The following is a 23,790-nucleotide window of genomic DNA, read 5'->3' on the forward strand; positions in this document are numbered from 1 at the left end:
TTGTATGATTAAGAAAGAGTGTAACAAAAAATTATGTACACCCTTTCGTTAACTATTTCATTAATCTTTTTTAAATTTCTTTTACTTCATCAAATTTCTTGTTTTTCTTATCTTTCTTATCTTTTAGTTCTGGATATTTTTCATAAACAAACTCCATAAACTCGTCTCCAAATATAGTTTCTTTCTCTAATAGATATTCTGATATTTTATCAAGCAAATCTCTATTTTCATTTAATAGTTTTCTAGTATTTTTGTGACAAGTTCTTATTATGTTTAATATTTCTTCATCTACAAGAGTTGAAGTATCATCACTACATTCTCTTACCGCTCTTCCATCTAAATATCTATTTTGAACTGATTCTAAAGCCATCATATCAAACTTATCAGTCATACCATAAATAGTAACCATACTTCTTGCTGTTTGAGTTGCTCTCTCAATATCATTAGATGCCCCCGTTGAAACGAGATTAAATACCTCTTCTTCAGCAGATCTACCACCTAATATAACCATTATTTGACTTGTTAATTCTTCTTTTGATACTAAGTATTTTTCTTCTTCTGGTAATTGCATGGTATATCCTAAGGCTCCCATAGTTCTTGGAACTATAGTTATTTTATGAACAGGGTCAGTTTTGTCTAATAAAGCTGCAACAAGTGCGTGACCTACCTCATGAAACGCTACTACCCTTTTTTCCATAGGAGAAAGTATTCTGTCCTTCTTTTCTTTTCCTGCAATTATAACTTCAACAGCTTCTCTTAAATCTTCTTGCATTACAAATTCTCTTCCATGTTTAACTGCTCTTAAAGCTGCTTCATTTACTATATTTGCAAGGTCTGCTCCAACAGCCCCTGGAGTACTCTTTGCAATTTCTTCTAGATTTACATCATCTCCAAGCTTTACCCCTTTAGAGTGTACTTTTAATATATCTATTCTTCCTTTTAAATCAGGTCTATCTACTATTACTCTTCTATCAAATCTACCAGGTCTTAATAGTGCTTTATCTAATATTTCTGGCCTATTTGTAGCTGCTAAAATAACTATAGCTTTTGATGAATCAAAACCATCCATTTGAGTTAGAAGCTGATTTAATGTTTGTTCTCTTTCATCATTTGCTTGAAGCTGAGAATCTCTGCTTTTACCTATAGAATCTATTTCATCTATAAATATTATACATGGAGCATTCTTTTCTGCTTCTTGGAAAAGATCCCTAACTTTAGCAGCTCCCATACCAGCAAACATTTCAACAAAGTTTGATCCTGAAATTGATAAAAATGGTACATTAGCTTCTCCAGCTACAGCCTTAGCAAGCAACGTCTTTCCTGTTCCTGGAGGTCCGACTAAAAGAGCACCTTTAGGAAGCTTAGCTCCTATATCAGTGTATTTTTCAGCATTATTTAAATAGTCTATTATTTCCTTTAAAGACTCCTTAGCTTCATCTTGCCCAGCTACATCATCAAAGGTTATCTTTATATCATTTTCTTTGTAAATCTTAGCATTGCTTTTACCCATTCCCATCATAGGAGGTGTTCCCATTTTTCTTCCGATTTTCCCAGCAATAAACCTAAAAATAAAGAAGAATATTATAGGAGTTATTATCCATGTAATAATAAATTCTATTATATAATTATTTTGAATTGCTTCTGCTCTAAACTCTACACCTGCTTCATTTAAAATGCTTATTAAATTAGGATCATCAACATTTCCTGTGTACAATATTTTACCGCTTATTTTATTACTACTATCTTCCTTAGGTAATATTTTTATTTCACTTGATGAAATTGTAACACTTTCAACTTCCTTATTTTCTACCATACTTAAAAACTCATTATAAGGTATTTCTTGAGTAGTCATAAAATTTTTTGTTGATGTAAAAGCGTATAAAAATAGAATTGCCATAATCGCATAAAATATTGAATACTGCTTTTTCTTATTATTATTTTCTTCTGTATTTTTATTATCCATAATTCTTCCTTTCCATATACTTATTTTACTCTATTTTTCCAATTTGATTAAAAGGATAAACCTTGATTTGTGCTTTTCCATTTATATCCTTTCCATCTATATATGGGTTAATCCAGTATCTTGAATCTTTTGACCAAAGTCTATTATCTCCTAGAAAAAAGTATTTTCCTTCTGGAACTTGGTATTCACCATTAAATTTATCCTCAGCTCCTATATAATTCTCTTCAAGCATTTCTCCGTTTACAAATACTTTACCATTTTCTATTTTTATTTTATCTCCTGGTAATCCTATAAGTCTTTTTATTAAAGACTCTTGAAGTTCTTCTGAGTAAAATACTATAATATCTCCTCTTTTAAGCTTCTCCGGATTATAGACTCTTGTAACAAAAAGTCTATCTCCAACATTTAATGTAGGAACCATAGATTCTGATGGTATTAAAACCTTGAATAGTATAAACTTATTTATAAGAACAGCTAATATTATTGCTGAGATTATTGGAATTCCCCACTCATTCATGAAGTTTTTCATAGAATTTTTATTATTTTCTTCTACTTCATTTACTTTATCTTTTTCAATCATTCTTCCCATAACCCTTTCATTATTGTATTAATTTTTTCACGCCTCAACTTCGTAGCTTCTTCGTCTATAAAGTAAAGACCATCTTTTTTAATTAAAATATCTCCTTCTTTTACTGTTCCTATTATATCACTTTTTTTAATATTAATTAAACTATTTACTTTTGTTTCTAATATAACATAATCATTCTCAATTCTATCAACTATATATTCAGTTTTATCCATAATATATTTACTATTATTCACCTCTTCACTTTTAAATCTTATATTTTAGTATATCATATTTATTATAAATTTAAATAAATAGATTAAATCTTATTAAGAATAAAATAAATAAAACCACTATGGTTTTTCATAGTGGTAGAATTTCTTAATTGAAACTAAATATATTTTTATAATTTTAATTTTGATCTCTATATTTATCCATTAAACTTCCCATTACATCTCCTGATGGAGGTGGAGTGTATGTTATAGCATTTGCACCTGCTTCTATGGTTCTCATTATAGTTTCTTCTGTAGGGCCACCTGTTGCTATTATTGGAAAGGAAGGAAATTGTTCTCTTATCTTTCTTACAATATTAGGAGTGTTTTTACCCCCTGAAACATTTAATATAGTTGCTCCTGCTTCTATTCTTTCAGCAGCATTTTCACACTCTGAAACTACAGTAACAATTACTGGTATGTCTATAGTTTCTCGTATTTTTCTTATAATATCATTTGCTGTAGGTGCATTAACTACTACGCCCATTGCACCTTTGAACTCTGCATCTAAAGCTAGATTCACTACTCTTTTACCTTGAGTTATTCCTCCTCCTACTCCACAAAATACCGGTACATCCGCTGCCATAACTAAAGCTTGAGTTATAAGTGGTTGAGGAGTAAAAGGATAAACCGCTATAATAGCATCTGCATTAGTATTTCTTATAATAGCAACATCCGTAGTAAAGAGTAACGATTTTATTCTTTTTCCAAATATCTTTATTCCAGTACATTCTCTTATACAAGAAGGAACCTCTATTACATGGCTTCTTAATATACCTTTTATCTCTGGTACTTGTTTTTGCTTCTTAACCTCCATACCAAACTCCCCCTATTTTATATTTAACTATAGTTTTTTTTCAGTTATAATTATATTATACTCCGTTAACCATATATCATATATTTAAATATATATAACCATCTAATTTTATAAAATTAATTTAATTTAATCAATAGTATTTGTTAATAATTTGAAATTATTGTGCAGAAATTTATTTTAAAATCTTGAGAGGTGATTTTTATAAGAAAAAGAAAGTTATACCCCCCTTATGTTGTTTTATTGTTAATGTATATATTTTTTATTGTTGTTGCATTTATATTAGATACACCAACTGAAATCTATTTCGGTTTAAAGAAAATAATTTTAAGTCCGGATATTTTAATAACAGATTATGTTGAAATAGGAGGAATTGGCGCATCACTTGTTAATTCTGCTTTAACAAGTATTCTCTCTATATTAATGTTAGTATTAACTGGAGTTAAGCCTAATGGATCTACAATTATGTCTTTATGGCTAATGACTGGATTTGCATTCTTCGGTAAAAATTTATTAAATATTTGGCCAATAATTATAGGAGTTTATCTTTACTCCAAGTATCAAAAAGAACCTTTTCTTAATTACACATTAGTTGCTTTACTATCAACAACTTTAGCACCTACTGTAAGTCAGCTAAGTTTTACACCATATTTTTCAACTTTATCAGGAATAACTTTAGGCTATACAATAGGTATTTGTACAGGTTTTATTTTAGCACCTATAGCTTCGCATTGTATAAAAGCTCATAATGGTTATAACTTATATAATATAGGCTTTGCTGCTGGTTTATTTGCTACTTTATTAATGTCTATACTTAGAGCTGTAGGAATAGAATTTGAGACTAGAATGATATGGAATACTGGATCTAATCACATATTTTCCATTATACTAATTATAATTTCATCATATTTAATATTAATTGGTTTATTTCATAATTCTGACCCCAAAGAAAAATTAATGTCTATAATTAAACAGCCTGGTAGATTAGTTAGTGATTTTTATTTACTCTTTGGAGAAACATGTTATATTAATATGGGTATCCTTGGATTTCTAGCTACTTTTCTTGTAATTATTTTAAACGGAGATTTAAATGGACCAACCATTTCCGGAATATTTACTATAATTGGATTTGGAGCTTTTGGTAAACATATAAGAAATGTTACTCCTATAATAATTGGTGCATTATTAGGAGCTATTATAAATATAAACCCTATAAATTCACCATCTTTAATACTTTCTATTTTATTTTCTACTGCGCTTGCTCCAATTGCAGGTAAATTTGGATGGAAAATAGGAATATTAGCTGGTTTCTTGCATGTAAATATGGTTACAAATATAGGATATCTTCATGGTGGTCTTAATTTATATAATAACGGGTTAGCTGCTGGCTTTGTTGCAATGCTTCTAATTCCAGTAATCAACATATTTAAAAAGGAGCTTATCTAAAAAATGAAATTTAAATTTGAAAAAAACCTTAGAATAATAAATGAATTAATCACCTATCTTTATAAGTTGGGGGCTCATGATATTCATGTTACAATGCACACGGAGGAAAACTCTTCTCAATTTCTCATATGGGGAAAAGTTAGAGAAATTGATGACATAGAATTATCTAATTTAAGAAATATATTAAATACTAAACGCCAACATGAAGTTGAAGAGTACTATTGGAGTTTAGGTGGAGAATATGAACTAGATGGTGAACTTTCATTAGTTGGAATGATGATAGATAAAGCTGATATAACTTTTAATGATAATATACTAACTTTAAAAATATATAGAAATGATTACTAGTAAAAAAATAAGAGAAGTTTATTCTTCTCTTATTTCTTTTATCTCTAAAACCTTTTTTACTACTTTTGTTCCTATTATATCTTCCTTCATTTCATCTAAAGCACTTGAAAGCTTGCTCCATCCCATACCTTCAACTTCAGTAGATTTTTTTATAGTTCCTGAAACATAGTCTGCCATAAATGTTATCATTAAGATTTCTTTATCTTTTACATAGTCAGATCCTAGATATGTAATATTATTTATATCAATTCCAGCTTCTTCTTTTACTTCTCTATAAACTGCTTGCTCTGCCGTTTCGTTGTTTCCAACATATCCTGATAATAAAACCTTAGAATTTTCAAATATATAACTTTGCTTTAGCAATAATATCTCATCTTCTTTAACTATAGCGACCATTATACATGGCTTTGGTGTATCAAAAAACATAACATCATCATGTGCGCAATAAGGTACACCACCCTCATCCCAACTATATTTTTCTTCTAATCCTTTACCACATAAAGGACAAAACTTGTACTTCATAATACACCTCTTAATTCAGCAAATAATATTAATATAAGCTTATAATTATTTTAATCTACTATTTATAATATTATATCAACAATATTATTTATTTCAATTCCTTCTCTATCAACTATACAGCTGTACGCCATTATATCTACATGGTTTTCTTTTGCCAATCTTAATGCATTACCAAATTCAACATCCGTTATATCATTAGGAGAAAAGGTCTTAACATTATCTAGTTGAATTAAAAATAAAATTCCTGCTCCAAAACCTTTTTTCTTAGCTTCTATAAGCTCCATTATATGTTTTACCCCTCTTTCTGTTGGAGCATCTGGAAACATACAATGTCCATTTTCCTCTAATGTTACTCCCTTAACCTCTAAATAATATATTTCCTTTTCATCTTCTGTGGATAACTTAAAATCAAATCTACTTTTTCCAAAAGTCTTTTCTCTGCTAATTTTAGTGTACTTATTCAAAATATTAATTTTTTTATTAACTAATGCCTCATTAACTACTTTATTAGGTATTTGAGAGTCTATACTAATTAAAGTATCTCCCTTAATAGCTGCAATTAAATCATACTTTGTTTTTCTTGTTGGATTTAACTCTTCTCTTAAAAATACCTTTGTTCCATCTTTTAATATTTCTTTACATCTTCCTGTGTTAGGAACATGTGCAACTATCTCTTCATCCTTTAATATAACTATAGCATTAAATCTATTTGGTCTTTTTTTAAATACTGCTTCATATATATTTTTATTATATTTCATTTTTCTCTCCTTAAGTTAGATTATCTTTCTAAATTTCAACAAATTTTAGCATATACTTTATCCACATTCCTTATTAATATATAAGTTGTCCACAGGATAAATTTAAATAATCCTTAATTTCTCTATATTTATAGTATTAGTGTAACATTATCCACAGTTTTTATCCACATTTTGTACAAACTGTGCATAACTTTATTTTAACATATGAAACTAAAGAATTTTAACCACTACACTCTAGTACATATATTAACGTTCTTTGCCAAAAATCATCATATTGTTACAAACATATATTCTTCACATATATATTGTGTCAATACCTTTTTTAAAAGTTTTCAACAGTTTTTACAAGTTGTCCACATTTTGTGGATAACTTTCCACACTTTTAACATTTTTCCACTTCTTAATATTTACTTATCTACATCTTAAAATTTTCTTAAAGGTTATCTATCACCTTGTGATATATAATACTATTTCATATACTAATATTAAATAAATGTTTTTAATAACCTCGCTAAAAGAAATTTATAAATTCTATTAGTAATGTTATTACAGGGGGTATAATTATAATGACTAAAGATACATTTTTAGATATTCTTAAACAAGGTTTAAATGACTTTCCCGAAGGAAAGTTAAGTGATATTTTATATGATTACAAAGAGCATTTTGATATTAGCTTTGCATCTGGAAAAAGTGATGATGAAATAATTAATGAACTTGGAAATCCATATGACATAGTTGATAAATATAGAAATGGATACTTAAAAAAATATCAAGCTCCTTTAAATGAAGAAAATATAAATAATGAAGAAGATTTAAAGTATAAAAATGCTTATAATTCAAAACAAAATCATAGTGATTTAAATTATCATGATCAATATGCACATGAAAGCAAAAAAAGATCTTCTAATAATTTTATTATAACATTAATAATAATAATTCTTAGTTTAATCCTATTTGGACCAATAACTCTTGGGATAACAGGAACTATATTTGCTATTATAATCTCTTTAATAGTTACTACTCTTTCTATTAGTGTTGTAGGTATAGGTATTCTCCTTGGAAAAGTTGCTACTAATACAATAGGAATTTTTATTTTTCCTTCATTTATATTAGATTTTCCAAATTCAGTTATAGCTTTTACTGTTGCTGGAAGCTCGCTATTGTTTATATTTTTAATATTAAGTTTATATTATGTAATAAAACTATGTGTTATATTAATTAAAAGATTAGTAAATTGGATCTCTTCAAAAATAAAGGAGGAAAAGTAATGACGAACAAAAAAATAATTAGCACTAAAATGAAATTCTTTATGTCTTTTCTCCTAGTTTCATCTATAATATGCTTCAGTACCGCATTTATTCAATTATATTATAGTAATTTTAAGCTTAGCAATTATTTTAATGTAAATGAATCTATACTTGAAGATCTTTTTAATAAGCACTCAGTTAATAGAACTAATACTATAAACGGAGATGAAATTTTTTCAAAAACATTTAATTTAAATGAAATTGATAATATAAATATAGATTTTAATGGATATACTGTTTTTCTTAAAAGTTATCCTGGTGATACTTTAAGCTTATATGCATACTCTAGCGAAGGAATCCAAATACAAAATAATAATGATTTTATATCAAGTAATGTAGACAATAAGACATTAAATTTATTACCATCTAGTAATTTATCTTCTGTTGTAAATAATAAAAAGAATATTGACTTTTTAATAAAGATACCTTACTCATATTCTAATAATTTAAGTGCAAATTTATTCTCTGGCAGTATAAAATTAGATAATTTAACGCTAAAATCTCTTAATTTGAAGTCAATTAGCTCTGATATATCTCTTAGTAATATAACCTGTGAAACTTCAAATATTTCTAACACTAATGGAAATATAACCACTAACACTTTTAGAACTAAAGATTTATATCTAAATACTATAAATGGTAATATATCATCAACAGAGCTTTCTGGTAAGGTAATGCTTTCAACTGTTAATGGAAATGTTTCAGCCTTAATTTCACCATCCCTAACTAATATCGATATTAATACAACTTCTGGAGAGGTTTATTTATCTACACCTAATGATAGTAATTTATCCATTAACTACTCAACAGTAAATGGAGATTTTTATAAAAATAAAGATAATAACAAACAACTTAATAAAGAAAATGTTTCATTAACCCTTGGAGATGGCTCAACTAAAGCCAATATAAAAACAGTTAGTGGAAACTTAAATCTATCATATTAACTATATAAATTAAGGCTAAGGAACACATATTAGCTTTTCCTTAGCCTTTTTATTTAAAATAAATTCATATCATAACTTAAATTATTTTGTATTCTATTTTACTGTTGGTAAAGAACTTAAATTATTGTTCTCGTCTTGGTCTGGAAGACTTCTTAAATATTCCTCACCTTTCCTAGATATAGAAACTGAAACACCAGCTATTTCACCACTCTTAGCCATTTGAACTCCTTCTTCTTTTGATATCCTTTCTCCAGTTGAAAGTTCATATCCAATTATTTCACCAGACTTTTTAACTACAGCTCTTATTGATTGTGCATTACTATGTGGTGTTTGCACCTCTTTATTTTCTGGTAATCTATCAATTGCTTCATTTTTTTCTTTCATAAATAACACCTCCTGTTAAGTATAGTGTTATTTTATCCATTAACAGTTTTTTAATTCAAATCAGTTAAATAACTTATATATCTCTTTAAATCTATTTGCTTCTTCTATATTGCCAGCTAATTCATTAACTTTACTTATTAATAAATATATTTCCTTATTATATGGATCTATTCCTATTGAAGCTTTTAAAAGATCATGAGCAGCTTCTATATTATTTGAATTTAACAACTCTCTTACTCTATCTAGATTATCCTTTATGTTTTCATTATCCTTCTTATTATCTAAATCTTTATTTTCAATTTCATCTAATACAAGATTTATTCTGTCTGGTGAAAAAGGTTTCTGTAAATATGCTACTGCTCCTAATTTAGTACATTCTATTGCATTTTTCACAGTTGCAAAAGCTGTCATTATAACAACATGACAATTAAACTTAATATTTTTTAAAACTTCTGTTCCACTTATTCCTGGCATTCTTATATCTAAAAATATTAAATCTATATTTTCATTTACATTGTTTATTATATTTAATGCTTCAATACCATTGTCTGCCGTAATAACCTCATATCCTCTCAACTCTAAGCAAGTACTTAATAATATTCTTATATTTTTTGTATCATCAATCACTAAAACCCTCTTCATATAATCAGCTCCTAATTAATTACTTTTGTGCTATTGGGATAGTAAATGTAAACTTACTTCCAAATCCAACTCTACTTTCGCACCAAATTTTACCTTCGTGTATCTCTACAATCTCTTTTGCTATGGATAACCCCAAACCTGTACTTTCTTCTGGGATTTCAAATCCTTCTACTCTAACAAATTTCTCAAATACCTTTTCTAAATAATCTTTTGGTATTCCCCTTCCTGTATCTTTTACAGATATAACTATATAGTTTTCTTTAATGTATCCTGATAATTTTACTGTTCCATTTTTTGTGTATCTTATTGCATTAGATATTAAATTATTTAATACCCACTTTATTTTTTCTTCATCTATCATAACATACGGCAGCCTTTCTTCTAACTCTAAACTTAAATCTATTCCCTTCTCATTTGCTTGAGTTAAAAAATTTTCTACACATTCATATACTAATTCATTAATATCATTAGATTTTATATTAAATGATGCTCTGTTTGATTGAATTTGTGATATCTTTAGTAAATTTGATACTAAATCATTTAATCTCTGTACATCTTCCTTTATAGTTTCTAATATATCTTCTTGTTTTTTATTTAATCTGCCTATATTGCTATTACTTATAAGTCCAACTCCCATCATTATTGAGGTTAATGGAGTTTTAAGCTCATGAGATATTGTTCCTATAAAATTTACTTTTACCATTTCAAGCTCTTTTAGTCCAGTAATATTCTTAAATAATACAACTACTTCATTAATTTTTTTCTCTGATCCTTTAATAATAGTGGCTGTTATATTGAAGAAATATTTTTTATTGTTTTTTGTTATCTCTATTAACTTTTCTATATTTTCGTCATCATTATTTATAACTTCTATAACATAATCATATATTTCTGATATATTTATTACTTCTAGAAAATTTTTATCAACAATATCTTTTTCTTCTATATTAAAAAAGTTTTCTCCTTCATTGTTTATGAACTTAACTTTAAATTTATCGTCTAAGACTATTATAGGATCTGATATGCTTTTGATTATACTTATAGATCTGTTCTTTTCAGACATTAAGTCTCCCTTAGTACTTTTTTCAAATTCGTATAATCTATTTGTCATATTGTTAAATTCTTTAGCTAATAACCCTATTTCATCATTATATATTACTGGAGCTTGCTTATTTAAATTACCTTCTTTTACTGATTTTATAGCATTTAATAGAAGTTGTATTGGATTAAAATATCTATTGGTAAAAAACATAGCTATATATCCTCCAAATATTGCTCCTACAACTGATACCAATATAATTAAATATGTTGATGACTCTGCACTATTTTTTAAATTACTTTTTTTATTAAACATAACTTCTTCATTTAAATCTGATAAAGCATTAAGCTTTTCTTTAAGCAATATTATTTGAGGTGCTATTCTTTCTTTATATATTTCTACTAATTCATTATGATTTGCACCATTATTATGATCTTGTAAGGATGAAAATAACTTGCTAAACTCTATATACTGTAAGCCTATCTCATTTACTAGTTCTTCTTCACCAGTTTCTGTTATATTACTCTTTTCAATATAAAACCACTTGTAAAATTCATCATCACTTGTATGAAATAGATTTAATGCCTCTTCTTTGTTTTCTTGTAAATATATTAATATAGCTTTATCTTGATTATCTATGCATTTAATCATATTATTGCTTGTATCAATACTTTTATAATTATTAGTAATTAATCCATTTATAGATTTTCTAAGAGTATATATATTAAATGTAGAAACCATGCCCACTGCTATAATAATAATAACTAAAGTAATATATATGGCGGTAAATTTCTTTTTTAAAGAGTTAGTCATAACTTTAACCTCTCAATTCAAAATTTTGGCTATTTACTTTATTAATTATACATAATAAACAAAGCTATATTCCACATTTATTTTACTTTTATAATATAAATATCTCAAAAACTTATAAATACGAAATATTATTATTAACTATTTTATATAGATTAAAAAAATAGCCTAAGAGTATGTACTCTTAAGCCATTAATTACTATTAATAATTTTCTGTAAATACTTCAAAATATCCTTGTGGATGTAAACATGCTGGACATACTTCAGGAGCTTCTTCACCCTCAAAAATATACCCACAATTGTTACACTTCCATAAAACTACATTATCCTTTTTAAACACTTTTCCTTCTTCTATATTCTTTAATAACTTATTATATCTTCTTTCATGTCTATTTTCTACTTCTGATATTCTCTCATAAGCTGCTGCAATCGCAGGGAATCCCTCTTCTCTCGCAATCCTAGCAAATTCAGGATAATCATGTGACCATTCTTCATGCTCACCCTTAGCTGCTGCCATTAGGTTTTTAGCAGTATCATCATATAAATCTACCGGATACGCAGCATTTATTTCTACAGCCTCTCCTGCAAAATCATCCTTTAAAAACTTATAAAATCTCTTTGCATGTTCCTTTTCTTGTTCTGCAGTTTCTAGGAATATATTAGCTATTTGAACATAGCCTTGCTTTTTAGCTACACTAGCATAATAAGTATATCTTGTTCTAGCTTGTGATTCTCCTGCAAAAGACTTCATTAAATTTTCTGCTGTTTTAGTACCTTTTAAGCTTTTCATCTCATCACCCTCCATATTATAGATTTATTTTCATCATTTACCCATACTTGTATTATATTACATATATAATTAATTAGCAAATTGAATAAATAATTAATATTCTTATTAATTATTCTAAATTCACTCACATGGCTTCCTTTGTAAATATACTTATTTAATCTATTATATATACAAAAATATTATAATTCCCCTCTAAACTATAGTATTTCATTCAATAACTCATAAACTTTTTCTTTTGTTGCTAACCCTTCTGAGAATGCACTAGCACTTCCGGTTGCAACACCAATCTTAAAGGCTTCTTCTATGCTTTCATTTCTTAAATATCCAGCTATGAAACCACCTACCATTGAATCACCAGCCCCAACTGAATTAATAAGCTTTCCCTTTGGAACCTCTGACTTAATTATCTCATCATTCTCTGTTATAAATATAGCTCCATCGCCAGCCATAGAAACTAGAACATTTCTAGCTCCCATTTCTCTAAGCTTTTTTGCATAAATTATTATTTCTTCTTCAATATCTATGGTAGTATTAAACAATTCTGCTAATTCATGATTATTAGGTTTTATTAGAAATGGATTATATTTTAATACATTCAATAAAAGCTCTCCTGTTGTATCAACAACAAATTTAATACCTTTATTAGATAACTTCTCCATTATTATTTCGTATATATTTTTAGGAAGAGTTTTGGGAACACTTCCAGCTAAGACTAAAATATCGCCTTCTTTTAATAAATCTAGTTTTTTATATAACTCTTCTAAATCATTACTTGTAATATTTGGTCCTTGCCCATTTATTTCCGATTCCTCATTAGCCTTTAATTTAACATTTATTCTAGACACACCATCTTTAAGCTTTATAAAATCTGTACTACAGCCAAAAGATTTAACCCTTCTCTCTATCTCATCGCCAGTAAATCCAGCTATATATCCAAGTGCTACATTTTCCACATTTAAATTATTTAATACTATAGAAACATTTATACCCTTACCCCCAGCATAAACTTCTTCATAAGATGTCCTATTTACTTGTCCTAATTTAAAATCTTCAACCCTCACTATATAATCTAGTGCTGGATTAAAAGTTATAGTGTAAATCATAGTTTTAAAACCTCCACTATTTTTGCTCTATTATTGTAATTACTCTTATTTAATATTGTTGTTATTATTACTGCTCCATCTATTTCTCCGAAAGTTACACAACTTATTTCATCAAATTTAGTTTGATCTGCTAAGATATACGGACTTCTTGTTCTTTTTAATGCTTCTTCTTTTACTAGTGCTTCTTTAATATCTGGCGTAGTATATCCCCTGCAATCTGATATACCATTTGTTCCGAAGAACCCCTTTGTAAAGTTATATTTTTTTAAACTATTTATGGCCTCAACACCTACTACAGCTTCTGTAGATGCCTTTATTTCTCCTCCAAGTATATAAGTTTTAAATCCATTGCTTATTAACTTCTTAGCTTGATTTATTCCATTAGTAACATATACAGCATTTCTTTCTTTTATAAAATCAATCATCAAATTAGTTGTTGTTCCAGAGTCTATATATACAAAATCATCTTTTTTTATAAGGCTTGCTGCATACTTTGCAATCATTGATTTTTCATTTATATTTAATGTTGCTCTTATTGATACCAAATCATCTTTAGTATTAAACTCTTTTTCTAATAGAGTAGCACCTCCATGAACCTTTTTTAATTTTCCTTCCTTATTTAAGAAATTTAAGTCTCTTCTTATTGTTGACTCTGATGTGTCTAATATTTTCACAAGTTCATTTACGTGTATTACAGAATTATTTTTAAGTTCTTCTAGGATACGCTTATGTCTTTCTTCAGTTAACATTAAAATCACTCCCAACTAAATAATACAACTTTTAAAAATCAATTTCAACCAATTTAATTCATTTTCGTTCATTTTCATTCATTAATGTTTATTCATATGTATAATTAAATATTTTTAAAGTTCCAGTCATTTTTATTCACTTTAATTAATAAGTTAATTCTAAAAAAATAAACCTTAAGGTATTTTATCCTTAAGGTTTATTTCCGTGTAATTAATAGCAAAATATACTCTATTTCTTTAATTCTATAACATTTTCTATCAGAGATTTACATCTACCACATCCAGTACCAGCTTTTGTAACTTCTCCAACTTTTTCTACTGTATCAGCACCATTATTAACTGCATTTACTACTGCTTCTAATGATACACCTTTACAACCACATACAGATTCTAAAATTGATTTAACTTCACTAGTACATCCTCCACAACAAGTAGCTGCTCCTGTCTTTTCCATTATTTCTTCTAGCGTTCTTGCTCCATTTATCATTTCTTTTCTTATATCGACGTAGCTTACATTTCTGCATCTACAAATTTTTCTATCTCCAGCCATAACTTCCTCCTAAAACATATCTGTTATTTCTTTATAATTATATATCGATAAAATATATTATTCAATATTTTTTATTAATTAATTTATTTTATCCATATTTTTAGTATATCGATTTACCTATTTTATTTTTATTACTCAATTTATTCACTAACTCATTGCAATAAATCAGCTTTGATGTTAAAATTTATTTGATAAACGTTATTCATTGATAATTATTTCCAATAAAGTTAATGTTTATTAAATGTTAGAAAAAGGGGTGCACTATATGAAGCAAGAATGGATCAATTTTAAAGAAGGTCAATGGACTAGATCTATTGATGTAAGAAACTTTATACAACTAAATTATACTGCATACGAAGGAAATGATAACTTTTTAGTCGGTGCTACAGAAGCAACAACTAAGTTATGGGAAGAAGTAAGTGAATTATTTAAAAAAGAAAGAGAAAATGGTGTTTTAGATGTTGATACCGAAACTATTTCTGGAATCAATGAATATAACGCTGGTTATATAGACAAAGCTTTTGAAAAAATAGTTGGTGTTCAAACTGATGCCCCATTAAAAAGAGCAGTTATGCCTTTTGGTGGAGTAAGAATGGCTGAAAATGCAGCTAAGTCTTATGGATATGAAATAAACCCTAAAATTTCTGAAATATTTACTAAATATAGAAAGAGCCACAACCAAGGAGTATTTGATGCTTATACTGATGACATGAGATTAGCAAGAAAATCAGGTGTTATAACTGGTCTTCCTGATGCTTATGGTAGAGGAAGAATCATAGGTGACTACAGAAGAGTTGCTCTTTATGGTGTTGATAGATTAATACAAGATAAAATTGCTCAAAAGAAGAGCTTAGAAGTTAGATGCATAGATGAAGATGTTATTAGATTAAGAGAAGAACTTTCAGATCAAATCGTTGCATTAAAAGAATTAAAAGGATTAGCTGAAACTTACGGTTTAGATATTTCAGGACCTGCTACTAATGCTAAAGAAGCTATTCAATGGTTATACTTTGGTTTCTTAGGAGCTATCAAGGACCAAAATGGTGCTGCTATGTCTCTTGGAAGAACTTCAACTTTCTTAGATATATATATTGAAAGAGATTTAAAAGCTGGATTAATTACTGAAGAAGAAGCTCAAGAATTAGTTGACCATTTTGTTATGAAACTAAGACTTGTTAAATTCTTAAGAACTCCAGAATACAATGATTTATTCTCAGGAGATCCAACTTGGGTTACTGAGTCAATCGGTGGTATGGGATTAGATGGAAGAACTTTAGTTACTAAGAACTCTTTCAGAATTCTTAACACTTTATACACTTTAGGACCATCACCAGAACCAAACCTTACTGTTTTATGGTCAACAAGATTACCTCAAGGCTTTAAGGATTTCTGTTCTAAGGTTTCTATTGATACAAGCTCTGTTCAATATGAAAATGATGATTTAATGGCTCCTTACTGGGGAGACGATTATGCTATAGCTTGTTGCGTATCTGCTATGAAGGTTGGTAAGCAAATGCAATTCTTTGGTGCTAGAGTTAACTTAGCTAAGACTTTACTTTACGCTATAAATGGTGGTAAAGATGAAAAATATGGAATGCAAGTTGGACCAAAATTAGCTCCAATAACTAGTGAATACTTAAATTATGATGAAGTAATGGAAAAGTTTGAGCTAATGACAGATTGGTTAGCTAACCTTTACGTTAATACTTTAAATGTTATTCACTACATGCACGATAAATACTCTTATGAAAAATTACAAATGGCTCTACATGATAGAGATGTATTTAGAACAATGGCTTGTGGTATAGCTGGTCTTTCAGTTTGTGCTGACTCACTTTCAGCTATTAAATATGCTAAAGTAAAACCAATAAGAAATGAAGAAGGCGTAGCTATCGATTTTGAAATTGAAGGAGATTTCCCTAAATACGGAAACGATGATGATAGAGTTGATGATATAGCTGTATATTTAGTTGAAAACATGATGAACAAAATCAGACAAAACAAGACTTACAGAAATGCTTACCACACTCAATCAGTATTAACTATAACTTCAAATGTTGTTTATGGTAAGAAAACTGGTACTACTCCAGATGGAAGAAAAGCTGGAGAACCATTTGCTCCAGGAGCAAACCCAATGCACGGAAGAGATAACAGTGGTTCATTAGCATCATTAAACTCAGTTGCTAAGTTACCATATGAACATTCTCAAGATGGTATATCAAATACTTTCTCAATAATTCCAGATGCTTTAGGAAAAACTTCTGAAGACAGAATTAAGAACTTAAGTTCCTTAATGGATGGATATTTTGGTCAAAATGCTCATCACTTAAATGTTAATGTATTTGATAGAGAAACTTTATTAGATGCTATGGAACATCCAGAATTATATCCTCAATTAACTATTAGAGTTTCTGGTTATGCTGTAAACTTTATTAAGTTAACAAGAGAACAACAATTAGATGTTATAAACAGAACATTCCACAAATCAATGTAATATATAAAGGACTTAGGTTTTCTAAGTCCTTTTACTTTACATACTCAAAACTAGTATTCTTACTTTCTAATTCAAATATCTTTTCTTGATTTATGTAAAATTTAAATTTTGCTGTACACTCTATGTTTTCATAAATAGTTCTAACCATCTCACCACCATCAGGAGCTAACAATTTTTGTGGATAATTTTCATTTATTAGTACTTCTAATTTATATTTTCCTCTTCTTATAATTAATCCTTTTTCATCATATTTAATTATTTTAACTCCATTATAAGTTGCTAATCTATATTCCTTACCTTTATATAAAACTACTGCTATGCAGCCCTTAAATTCAAATCCTAAAAAAGGTATATCTGCTATGGAAACCATAATGCTCGTTTTTTCTTCTTTAAAATTATTACTTTGAATCCATAAATATGATTTAGGAAATGATGTCCCCAAATCTTTTTCAATATAGCCAACTCCATTTTCTATTACAATTTCTTTGTTATCTATATTTAATTTCCCATTAATTTTATGATGTAAACTTATTACTCCATGATTACACTCCATAAATGGAACTAATGAAAAAGGTCCCATTATATCGTATTTAATAGGTATGATGCTATCATAACTTAGCTTTCCATTTACTTTGATTTCGTTACTTTTTATATTTAATATTATACCTTTTCTAGAAAATATATTATCTTTTATTTTAACTGTTAGTTTATCATAGCTAACTGAAAAATCTTCAAATTTATACTTTATATTATATGAGTTTGTGTTTGTTATAATTTGAATAAAAGCATATTTAAGCCCGTCTTTATCTATATTTATTCCTGGAATAAATGCAATGCTACCACCATTATATTGGTTTTTAAAATACCATCCTTCAAAAAAACTTTTTTTCTTATTATATGTGCTATTATTCTTCATATTTTAAATTCTTAATAGATGGTGAATCTAGTAGATTACCCTTGTAATCAAACCTTGATCCATGACATGGGCACTCCCAGGATAAATCATCACTATTCCAACCTAATTCACAACCTAAATGTGGGCATTTTGTTGAAACTGCGTACACTCTTCCTTCATCGTCTTTATACACACCAACCTTCTCACCATTATAAATAACTATTCCACCAGTTCCATTTTCTATATATTCTATAGTGTCCATTGGAATATGAATTTTTTGAGCTATAAAATTATAAGTTGTTTGTGCTCCATCTATAAGCATATTTTTTATCGATGCAGTCATATCAAATCTGCTTGGTGAAAATATATCGTAAAAGTCATTCATTACACCAGCTATCTTATCTGATAAAATTATTGCTGAAACCATTGAGGATGTCATTCCCCATTTATTAAATCCAGTTGCAACATAAACATTTGGCATTTCTTTAGAGTACAATCCTATATATGGAATTCCATCAGAAGTCATACAATCTTGTGCTGACCAATTATATTTTTCAATTGCATCTGGATATAATTCTTTCGCAAGTTTTCTTAGCTCATCATATCTTCCGCCCTCTTCATTACTACCAGTTCTTCTATCTGCTCCAGTTAATATTACTAAGTCTTCATAGCTTCTGAAGGAATATCCAGTTTTGTTTTCATCAACATACATCCCATTTAACTTTTGAGCATTCTCCAATGCTATTACATAAGCTCTTTCTTGATGCATTCTTAAGAAATAATAGCCTGGAAAATTTATAATTGGAAAATGTGTTGCAACTACTATATTTTTAGCTTTAACATTTCCTTTTTCAGTTATTACTATGTTTTCCTTTATATCTGTAACCTTTGTGTTTTCATAAATATTTAAATCTTCTGCTATATAATTTAAAAACTTAATGGGATTAAACTGAGCTTGCTTTTTAAATTTTAAAGCCTTCTCTATCTTAAATGGCAATTCAATTTCATCAACTAGTTCTGCATCTATTCCTAATTTTTTAGCAGCTTCATATTCATCAATTATCTCTTTAGGATTATTTAAAGTGTATATATACGCATCCTTTTCTTCAAAATTACAGTCTATTTTATTTTCATTTATTATATCTTTATAGGTTTTTATTGCTAATTGATTTGCAACTGCATAATCCCTTGCACTTTTTTGCCCAAATTCTTTAATTAATTTACTATAAATTATATCATGCTGCATAGTTATCTTAGCTGTAGTATTTAAAGTGTTTCCATTTAATATTCTATCTCTTTCAATAACAACAACATCTACTCCCCTTTTTTTAAGCATATAAGCTATTAATAGCCCTGCAATTCCAGCACCTACCACTACTGCTTCTACTTCAATATCACCATTTAATGATTTTCTTTCTTTAACAGTATAACTTTCACTCCAAACTGACTTCATAAAAATATCACCTCATTGGTTATTATTCCATTAATTTGATTAATTAAACCAATATGGTTATTTAAATAATTATTTAATAAAAAACCTAGTGACATTTCTATTCACTAGGCTTTTTATAGTTCATTCTAATAACATACTTTTCCTGGATTTAATATATTCTTAGGATCAAAAACTGATTTTATTCCCCTCATTAACTCTATATTTTCATCACTTAATGATTCGCTTAGATATCCCTTTTTAGCATATCCTATTCCATGTTCTCCCGAAACTTGTCCCCTAAGTTCTTTAGCTTTATCATACATACATTTCATTACATCATTAAGTTTTGTTTGCCATTCATCTTCATTTAAATCATCTTTTAAAATATAAATGTGTAAATTTCCATCTCCAGCATGTCCAAAACTTTTTATTCTTATTTTATGCTCTTCTTGAAGCTTATGAGTAAACTTTACAAAGCTAGCAACCTTATTTCTTGGCACTACTACGTCTACCTCATCCATTTCAGTTGTAGAAGATTTTATAGCTTCTAAGAAAGCTCCTCTTGCAGACCATATAGCTTCTTGTCTTTCTTCTGTATCTGATATAAATACATCTATAGCACCTTCATTTAAACATATATCAGCAACTCTTTGATAATTATTTTCTATTTCCTCTTTTGAATTTCCATCAAAGGTTAATAATAAATAAGCATCTGAACTATGATCTGGGAACTTTTTACCTAAATACTCTTCTGCTGCAAGTATTACTTCACCTTGCATAAATTCAATAGCTGTTGGAACAGCTTTTGATTTAATTATTTTTGGTACAGTTTCAATAGCTGTTTCTAATTCTTTAAAAGGTACTAATAAACTTATTGCTTTTTTAGGTAATGGAAGTAACTTCAATATTGCTTTAGTTATTATTCCTAAAGTTCCTTCTGAACCTATTATTAAATCCTTAATACTATATCCTGAACTATTTTTTACAACCTTTCCTCCTATATTTATAATATCCCCTTTTGGAGTTACAACTTCTAAGCCCCTTACATAATCTCTTGTTACACCATACTTTACAGCTCTCATTCCACCTGCATTAGTACTTATATTTCCACCTATTGTAGCTGTCTTTTCACCTGGATCTGGTGGATAAAAAAGGTCGTGCTCTTGAACAAACTTTCCTATTTCCATAAGTAAAACTCCTGGTTCTACTGTTAGAGTTAGATTTTCTTCATCTAATTCTAATATATTATTCATTCCGCTTAAATCTATAACTATTCCACCTTCTAATGGTACACACGCTCCAACTAATCCTGTTCCAGAACCTCTTGCTGTTACTGGTATATTATTTTCGTAAGCATACTTCATAATCTTAGATACTTCTTCAGTTGTAATTACTTTAACAACTGCATCTGGTAGTTTTCTAACAAAGCCTAATTCGTCATGACTATAGTCCTCATTTATATTTTCTCCATAGAAAATTCTATCGTTATCATTAATTAATGCTTTTATATCCTCTATATTTTGATTTATTACTTTGTTATATTGCATATGCTTCCCCTCCATTTTCCTTAATCTTTTGAATCAATTTAGGAATTACTTCATATATATCTCCTACAATTCCATAATGAGCAACCTTAAATATTGGTGCTTTATCATCCTTATTTATAGCGAATATATAATCTGAGTTATTCATACCAGCTGTAAATTGAACTGCACCAGATACTCCACATGTTATTATAAGCTTAGCCCTAGTTGTTCTTCCGCTTAAACCAACCTGTTTGCTAGCATCTTCCCATCCTGATTCAATTAAAGGTCTAGTAACTGCAACTTCTCCTCCTAAAAGATTGGCTAATTCTCTAATCATATTCATATCTTTCTCGCTTTTTACTCCTCTTCCAGCGACAATTAAAACATCAGCTTCTGATATGCTATGCTCTTTCTCTTTATTTACTACACTTCTAACAGTAATATTAGAATTCAGCTTGTCTTTATTTATATTACAAATTACCAACTCTCCATGTGCTTCCCTACTTCTTTCTGGGGCAGACATAACCTTGTACCTAACTGTAGCTAACTGAGGTCTTGAATTTGGAGTAATTATCTGAGCCATTATATTTCCGCCAAAGGCTGGTCTTATCTGTATTAAATCTGTATTTTCTTTTATATCTAAAACGGTACAATCAGCCGTTAAACCTGTTCTATATCTTGCTGCTACTCTTGGTGCTAATGATCTTCCTACATTAGTTGCTCCAACTAAAATAACAGATGGTTTAACTTCATCTATAAAACTTTCAAACATCGCTGTATATGGTTCTATAATAAAGTTATTTAACTTCTCATAATCATATATATATACTTTATCTACTCCATAATGTAGCAATTCCTTTGCTTTTTCAGTTATATTGTGTCCTATAAAAATACAATATACATCTTGTTTCACTTTATTAGCTAATTCTCTTGCCTTTCCTATAAGTTCAAAGGTAACAGGGTGTATATCTCCATTAACATGATCTACATATACTGCTATCCCTTTCCATTTACTTTTATCTATCAATATTCTTTCTTCTTCTAAATACTCTACAGCTCCCTTAGGTCCTTTTTTTACACATAACTTACACATTTTACAATTAGAATTTATATCTAATTTTCCATTATCATTTTCTAATGCTCCAAAAGGACAAATTTTAATAATCTCATCTATATTTATTACTTTATCTTGATTAATTACTAATTTAGCCATATCATATCCCCCTAAATAAACTTTAATTCTTTTAATTTATTAACTATATTTTCACTTATTTCATCTGAATCTCCACTCCATATTTCATGGTGTGCATTAGATTCAGGCGGAAATATTCTCTCTACTTGCGTTGGTGAGCCATTTAACCCATATTTATTTTCATCTTTATCCTCAAAGTCATTTAATGATATAACCTTAATTTCCCTGCCTTTTGATTCTATCTTTTTTCTATATGAAGGTAATCTAGGTTCAAATATGTCTTTTTCTACAGTTAATAAACAAGGATATTTAATTTCTACAATTTCAACTGTATCTGCCATGTCCATTTCTACTGCTATGTAATCATCTGCTATCTCTAAAATCTTTCTAACATTAGCAACATGAGGAATATCCAAATATTCTGCCATTTCTGGACCAACTTGTGCTGTATCTCCATCTGTTGTTTGTTTACCACAAATAATTAAATCAAATTCCCCAGATTTTCTTATTCCTTGTGATATTGTATATGCAGTTGCTAAAACATCTGCACCTGCAAATTTTCTATCTGATATTAATACTCCATTATCAGCCCCCATGGAAAAAGCTTCTCTTATTACCTCCATGGCTTGAGGTGGTCCCATGCTTATTACATTTACCTCTCCACCTTTTTGTTCTTTAATATTAAAAGCAGTTTCTAATGCATAAAGATCATATGGATTCATCTTTGTATCTATTCCATCTCTTTTTAGAACTCCTGTTTTTTCATCTACCTCAACCTTTGATGTTCCTGGTACCTGTTTGATACACACTATAGTATTCATGAATTCATCTCCCCTGATTTATTATTTTTAAGTCTTCTATATAAATTTAAGAAAACATTCATAAAATTTACTTTAATATACACAATTTTGTATATTAAACTCTAATTACTTTTTACACCCCACCCCCAAAATGGTTGTAAATTATTCCTATTTAAACGTTATCTAAAACCAATTGTAAACCTTTTATAAAAGGTTGTCTATAATAGTTATTTTTATAACGCATTTTTGTCTTTTTTCTGAAATTTCATTTCATCCAAAAGGAAAAGTTATTTATACTTTTAACTTATTTGTAATACTTAACCTACCTCATTACATGTACTGGATTGAATTATGGAGAACTTCTTATTGTACTTTTAACTATTTTGTATATACAGGAATACAAACTGAATCTGAATATTTCTTCTAGTGCCAATGTGATTATTTT

The 23,790-nt window shown here is 28.4% G+C and carries 23 protein-coding genes; 5 read left to right on the plus strand and 18 right to left on the minus strand.

Features of this window, described 5'->3' with window-relative positions:
* Positions 1–70: 70 nt before the first annotated feature.
* From ftsH to ACYUEX_RS17015, 4 genes are all read right to left on the minus strand, one after another.
* Complete coding sequence (gene ftsH / locus ACYUEX_RS17000; RefSeq protein ID WP_411169063.1) at positions 71–1,963, minus strand: ATP-dependent zinc metalloprotease FtsH; 1,893 nt, start codon at positions 1,961–1,963, stop codon at positions 71–73.
* 25 nt (positions 1,964–1,988) lie between these two features.
* Positions 1,989–2,543: a signal peptidase I gene (gene lepB / locus ACYUEX_RS17005; protein ID WP_411170635.1), complete on the minus strand. Its 555-nt coding sequence runs from the start codon at positions 2,541–2,543 to the stop codon at positions 1,989–1,991.
* Positions 2,540–2,764 (minus strand): DUF3006 domain-containing protein, encoded by a 225-nt coding sequence (locus ACYUEX_RS17010; RefSeq protein ID WP_411169064.1) that lies wholly within the window; start codon positions 2,762–2,764, stop codon positions 2,540–2,542. The genes lepB and ACYUEX_RS17010 overlap by 4 nt, the downstream gene beginning before the upstream one ends.
* A 175-nt stretch (positions 2,765–2,939) precedes the next feature.
* Positions 2,940–3,617, minus strand: coding sequence for a hydrolase (locus tag ACYUEX_RS17015; RefSeq protein ID WP_411169065.1), 678 nt, complete (start codon positions 3,615–3,617; stop codon positions 2,940–2,942).
* A gap of 246 nt (positions 3,618–3,863) precedes the next feature.
* On the opposite strand from ACYUEX_RS17015, the gene ACYUEX_RS17020 reads away from it, so the two are divergent.
* Together ACYUEX_RS17020 and ACYUEX_RS17025 are read left to right on the plus strand one after the other, a co-directional pair.
* Positions 3,864–5,060, plus strand: coding sequence for a DUF1576 domain-containing protein (locus ACYUEX_RS17020; protein ID WP_460289222.1), 1,197 nt, complete (start codon positions 3,864–3,866; stop codon positions 5,058–5,060).
* Between the two features lie 3 nt (positions 5,061–5,063).
* Positions 5,064–5,408, plus strand: coding sequence for a hypothetical protein (locus ACYUEX_RS17025; protein WP_411169067.1), 345 nt, complete (start codon positions 5,064–5,066; stop codon positions 5,406–5,408).
* An 18-nt stretch (positions 5,409–5,426) separates the two neighbouring features.
* Here the strand turns inward: ACYUEX_RS17025 and ACYUEX_RS17030 are convergent, their stop codons facing one another.
* Together ACYUEX_RS17030 and sfsA are read right to left on the minus strand one after the other, a co-directional pair.
* Positions 5,427–5,930, minus strand: coding sequence for an NAD(+) diphosphatase (locus ACYUEX_RS17030; protein WP_460289223.1), 504 nt, complete (start codon positions 5,928–5,930; stop codon positions 5,427–5,429).
* 62 nt (positions 5,931–5,992) lie between these two features.
* Entirely contained in the window at positions 5,993–6,688 is a 696-nt protein-coding gene (gene sfsA, locus ACYUEX_RS17035; protein WP_460289224.1) for a DNA/RNA nuclease SfsA, read from the minus strand.
* A 566-nt stretch (positions 6,689–7,254) separates the two neighbouring features.
* Between sfsA and ACYUEX_RS17040 the strand changes: the two genes are divergently transcribed.
* Positions 7,255–7,956, plus strand: a complete 702-nt coding sequence (locus ACYUEX_RS17040) for a DUF1700 domain-containing protein (protein ID WP_460289225.1) — start codon at positions 7,255–7,257, stop codon at positions 7,954–7,956.
* Entirely contained in the window at positions 7,956–8,939 is a 984-nt protein-coding gene (locus tag ACYUEX_RS17045; RefSeq protein ID WP_460289226.1) for a DUF4097 family beta strand repeat-containing protein, read from the plus strand. The genes ACYUEX_RS17040 and ACYUEX_RS17045 overlap by 1 nt, the downstream gene beginning before the upstream one ends.
* 93 nt (positions 8,940–9,032) lie before the next feature.
* Here the strand turns inward: ACYUEX_RS17045 and ACYUEX_RS17050 are convergent, their stop codons facing one another.
* From ACYUEX_RS17050 to ACYUEX_RS17080, 7 genes are all read right to left on the minus strand, one after another.
* Positions 9,033–9,323 (minus strand): DUF3892 domain-containing protein, encoded by a 291-nt coding sequence (locus ACYUEX_RS17050; RefSeq protein WP_322413656.1) that lies wholly within the window; start codon positions 9,321–9,323, stop codon positions 9,033–9,035.
* A 60-nt stretch (positions 9,324–9,383) separates the two neighbouring features.
* Complete coding sequence (locus tag ACYUEX_RS17055; RefSeq protein ID WP_460289227.1) at positions 9,384–9,965, minus strand: response regulator; 582 nt, start codon at positions 9,963–9,965, stop codon at positions 9,384–9,386.
* 19 nt (positions 9,966–9,984) lie between these two features.
* Positions 9,985–11,817: an ATP-binding protein gene (locus ACYUEX_RS17060; protein WP_460289228.1), complete on the minus strand. Its 1,833-nt coding sequence runs from the start codon at positions 11,815–11,817 to the stop codon at positions 9,985–9,987.
* A gap of 199 nt (positions 11,818–12,016) precedes the next feature.
* The gene (gene rbr, locus ACYUEX_RS17065; RefSeq protein WP_460289229.1) at positions 12,017–12,604 is read right to left on the minus strand and encodes a rubrerythrin; all 588 of its coding nucleotides are present in this window, start codon (positions 12,602–12,604) and stop codon (positions 12,017–12,019) included.
* Positions 12,605–12,801: 197 nt separating this feature from the next.
* Positions 12,802–13,707 carry a 1-phosphofructokinase gene (gene pfkB, locus ACYUEX_RS17070; RefSeq protein ID WP_460289230.1) on the minus strand — a complete coding sequence of 302 codons (906 nt, stop codon included), beginning with the start codon at positions 13,705–13,707 and terminating at the stop codon, positions 12,802–12,804.
* Positions 13,704–14,456 (minus strand): DeoR/GlpR family DNA-binding transcription regulator, encoded by a 753-nt coding sequence (locus tag ACYUEX_RS17075; protein ID WP_460289231.1) that lies wholly within the window; start codon positions 14,454–14,456, stop codon positions 13,704–13,706. The genes pfkB and ACYUEX_RS17075 overlap by 4 nt, the downstream gene beginning before the upstream one ends.
* Before the next feature lie 229 nt (positions 14,457–14,685).
* Complete coding sequence (locus tag ACYUEX_RS17080) at positions 14,686–15,006, minus strand: (2Fe-2S)-binding protein (protein WP_460289232.1); 321 nt, start codon at positions 15,004–15,006, stop codon at positions 14,686–14,688.
* 265 nt (positions 15,007–15,271) lie between these two features.
* Here ACYUEX_RS17080 and pflB point away from each other — a divergent pair, with 265 nt between their 5' ends.
* Positions 15,272–17,500, plus strand: coding sequence for a formate C-acetyltransferase (pflB, locus tag ACYUEX_RS17085; protein WP_460289233.1), 2,229 nt, complete (start codon positions 15,272–15,274; stop codon positions 17,498–17,500).
* 31 nt (positions 17,501–17,531) lie between these two features.
* Here the strand turns inward: pflB and ACYUEX_RS17090 are convergent, their stop codons facing one another.
* The 5 genes from ACYUEX_RS17090 to ACYUEX_RS17110 form a co-directional block, all read right to left on the minus strand.
* A complete protein-coding gene (locus ACYUEX_RS17090; protein WP_460289234.1) occupies positions 17,532–18,416 on the minus strand; it encodes a tocopherol cyclase family protein in 885 nt (294 codons plus the stop codon).
* Positions 18,406–19,848: an FAD-dependent oxidoreductase gene (locus tag ACYUEX_RS17095; RefSeq protein WP_460289235.1), complete on the minus strand. Its 1,443-nt coding sequence runs from the start codon at positions 19,846–19,848 to the stop codon at positions 18,406–18,408. Before ACYUEX_RS17095 ends, ACYUEX_RS17090 begins: the two co-directional genes overlap by 11 nt.
* A gap of 125 nt (positions 19,849–19,973) precedes the next feature.
* Positions 19,974–21,374: an FAD-binding oxidoreductase gene (locus ACYUEX_RS17100; protein WP_460289236.1), complete on the minus strand. Its 1,401-nt coding sequence runs from the start codon at positions 21,372–21,374 to the stop codon at positions 19,974–19,976.
* A complete protein-coding gene (locus ACYUEX_RS17105; RefSeq protein WP_460289237.1) occupies positions 21,364–22,566 on the minus strand; it encodes an FAD-binding protein in 1,203 nt (400 codons plus the stop codon). Before ACYUEX_RS17105 ends, ACYUEX_RS17100 begins: the two co-directional genes overlap by 11 nt.
* An 11-nt stretch (positions 22,567–22,577) precedes the next feature.
* Positions 22,578–23,366, minus strand: coding sequence for an electron transfer flavoprotein subunit beta/FixA family protein (locus ACYUEX_RS17110; protein ID WP_460289238.1), 789 nt, complete (start codon positions 23,364–23,366; stop codon positions 22,578–22,580).
* Between the last annotated feature and the right edge of the window lie 424 nt (positions 23,367–23,790).

It is taken from the genome of Clostridium sp. CTA-7, from assembly GCF_054768095.1.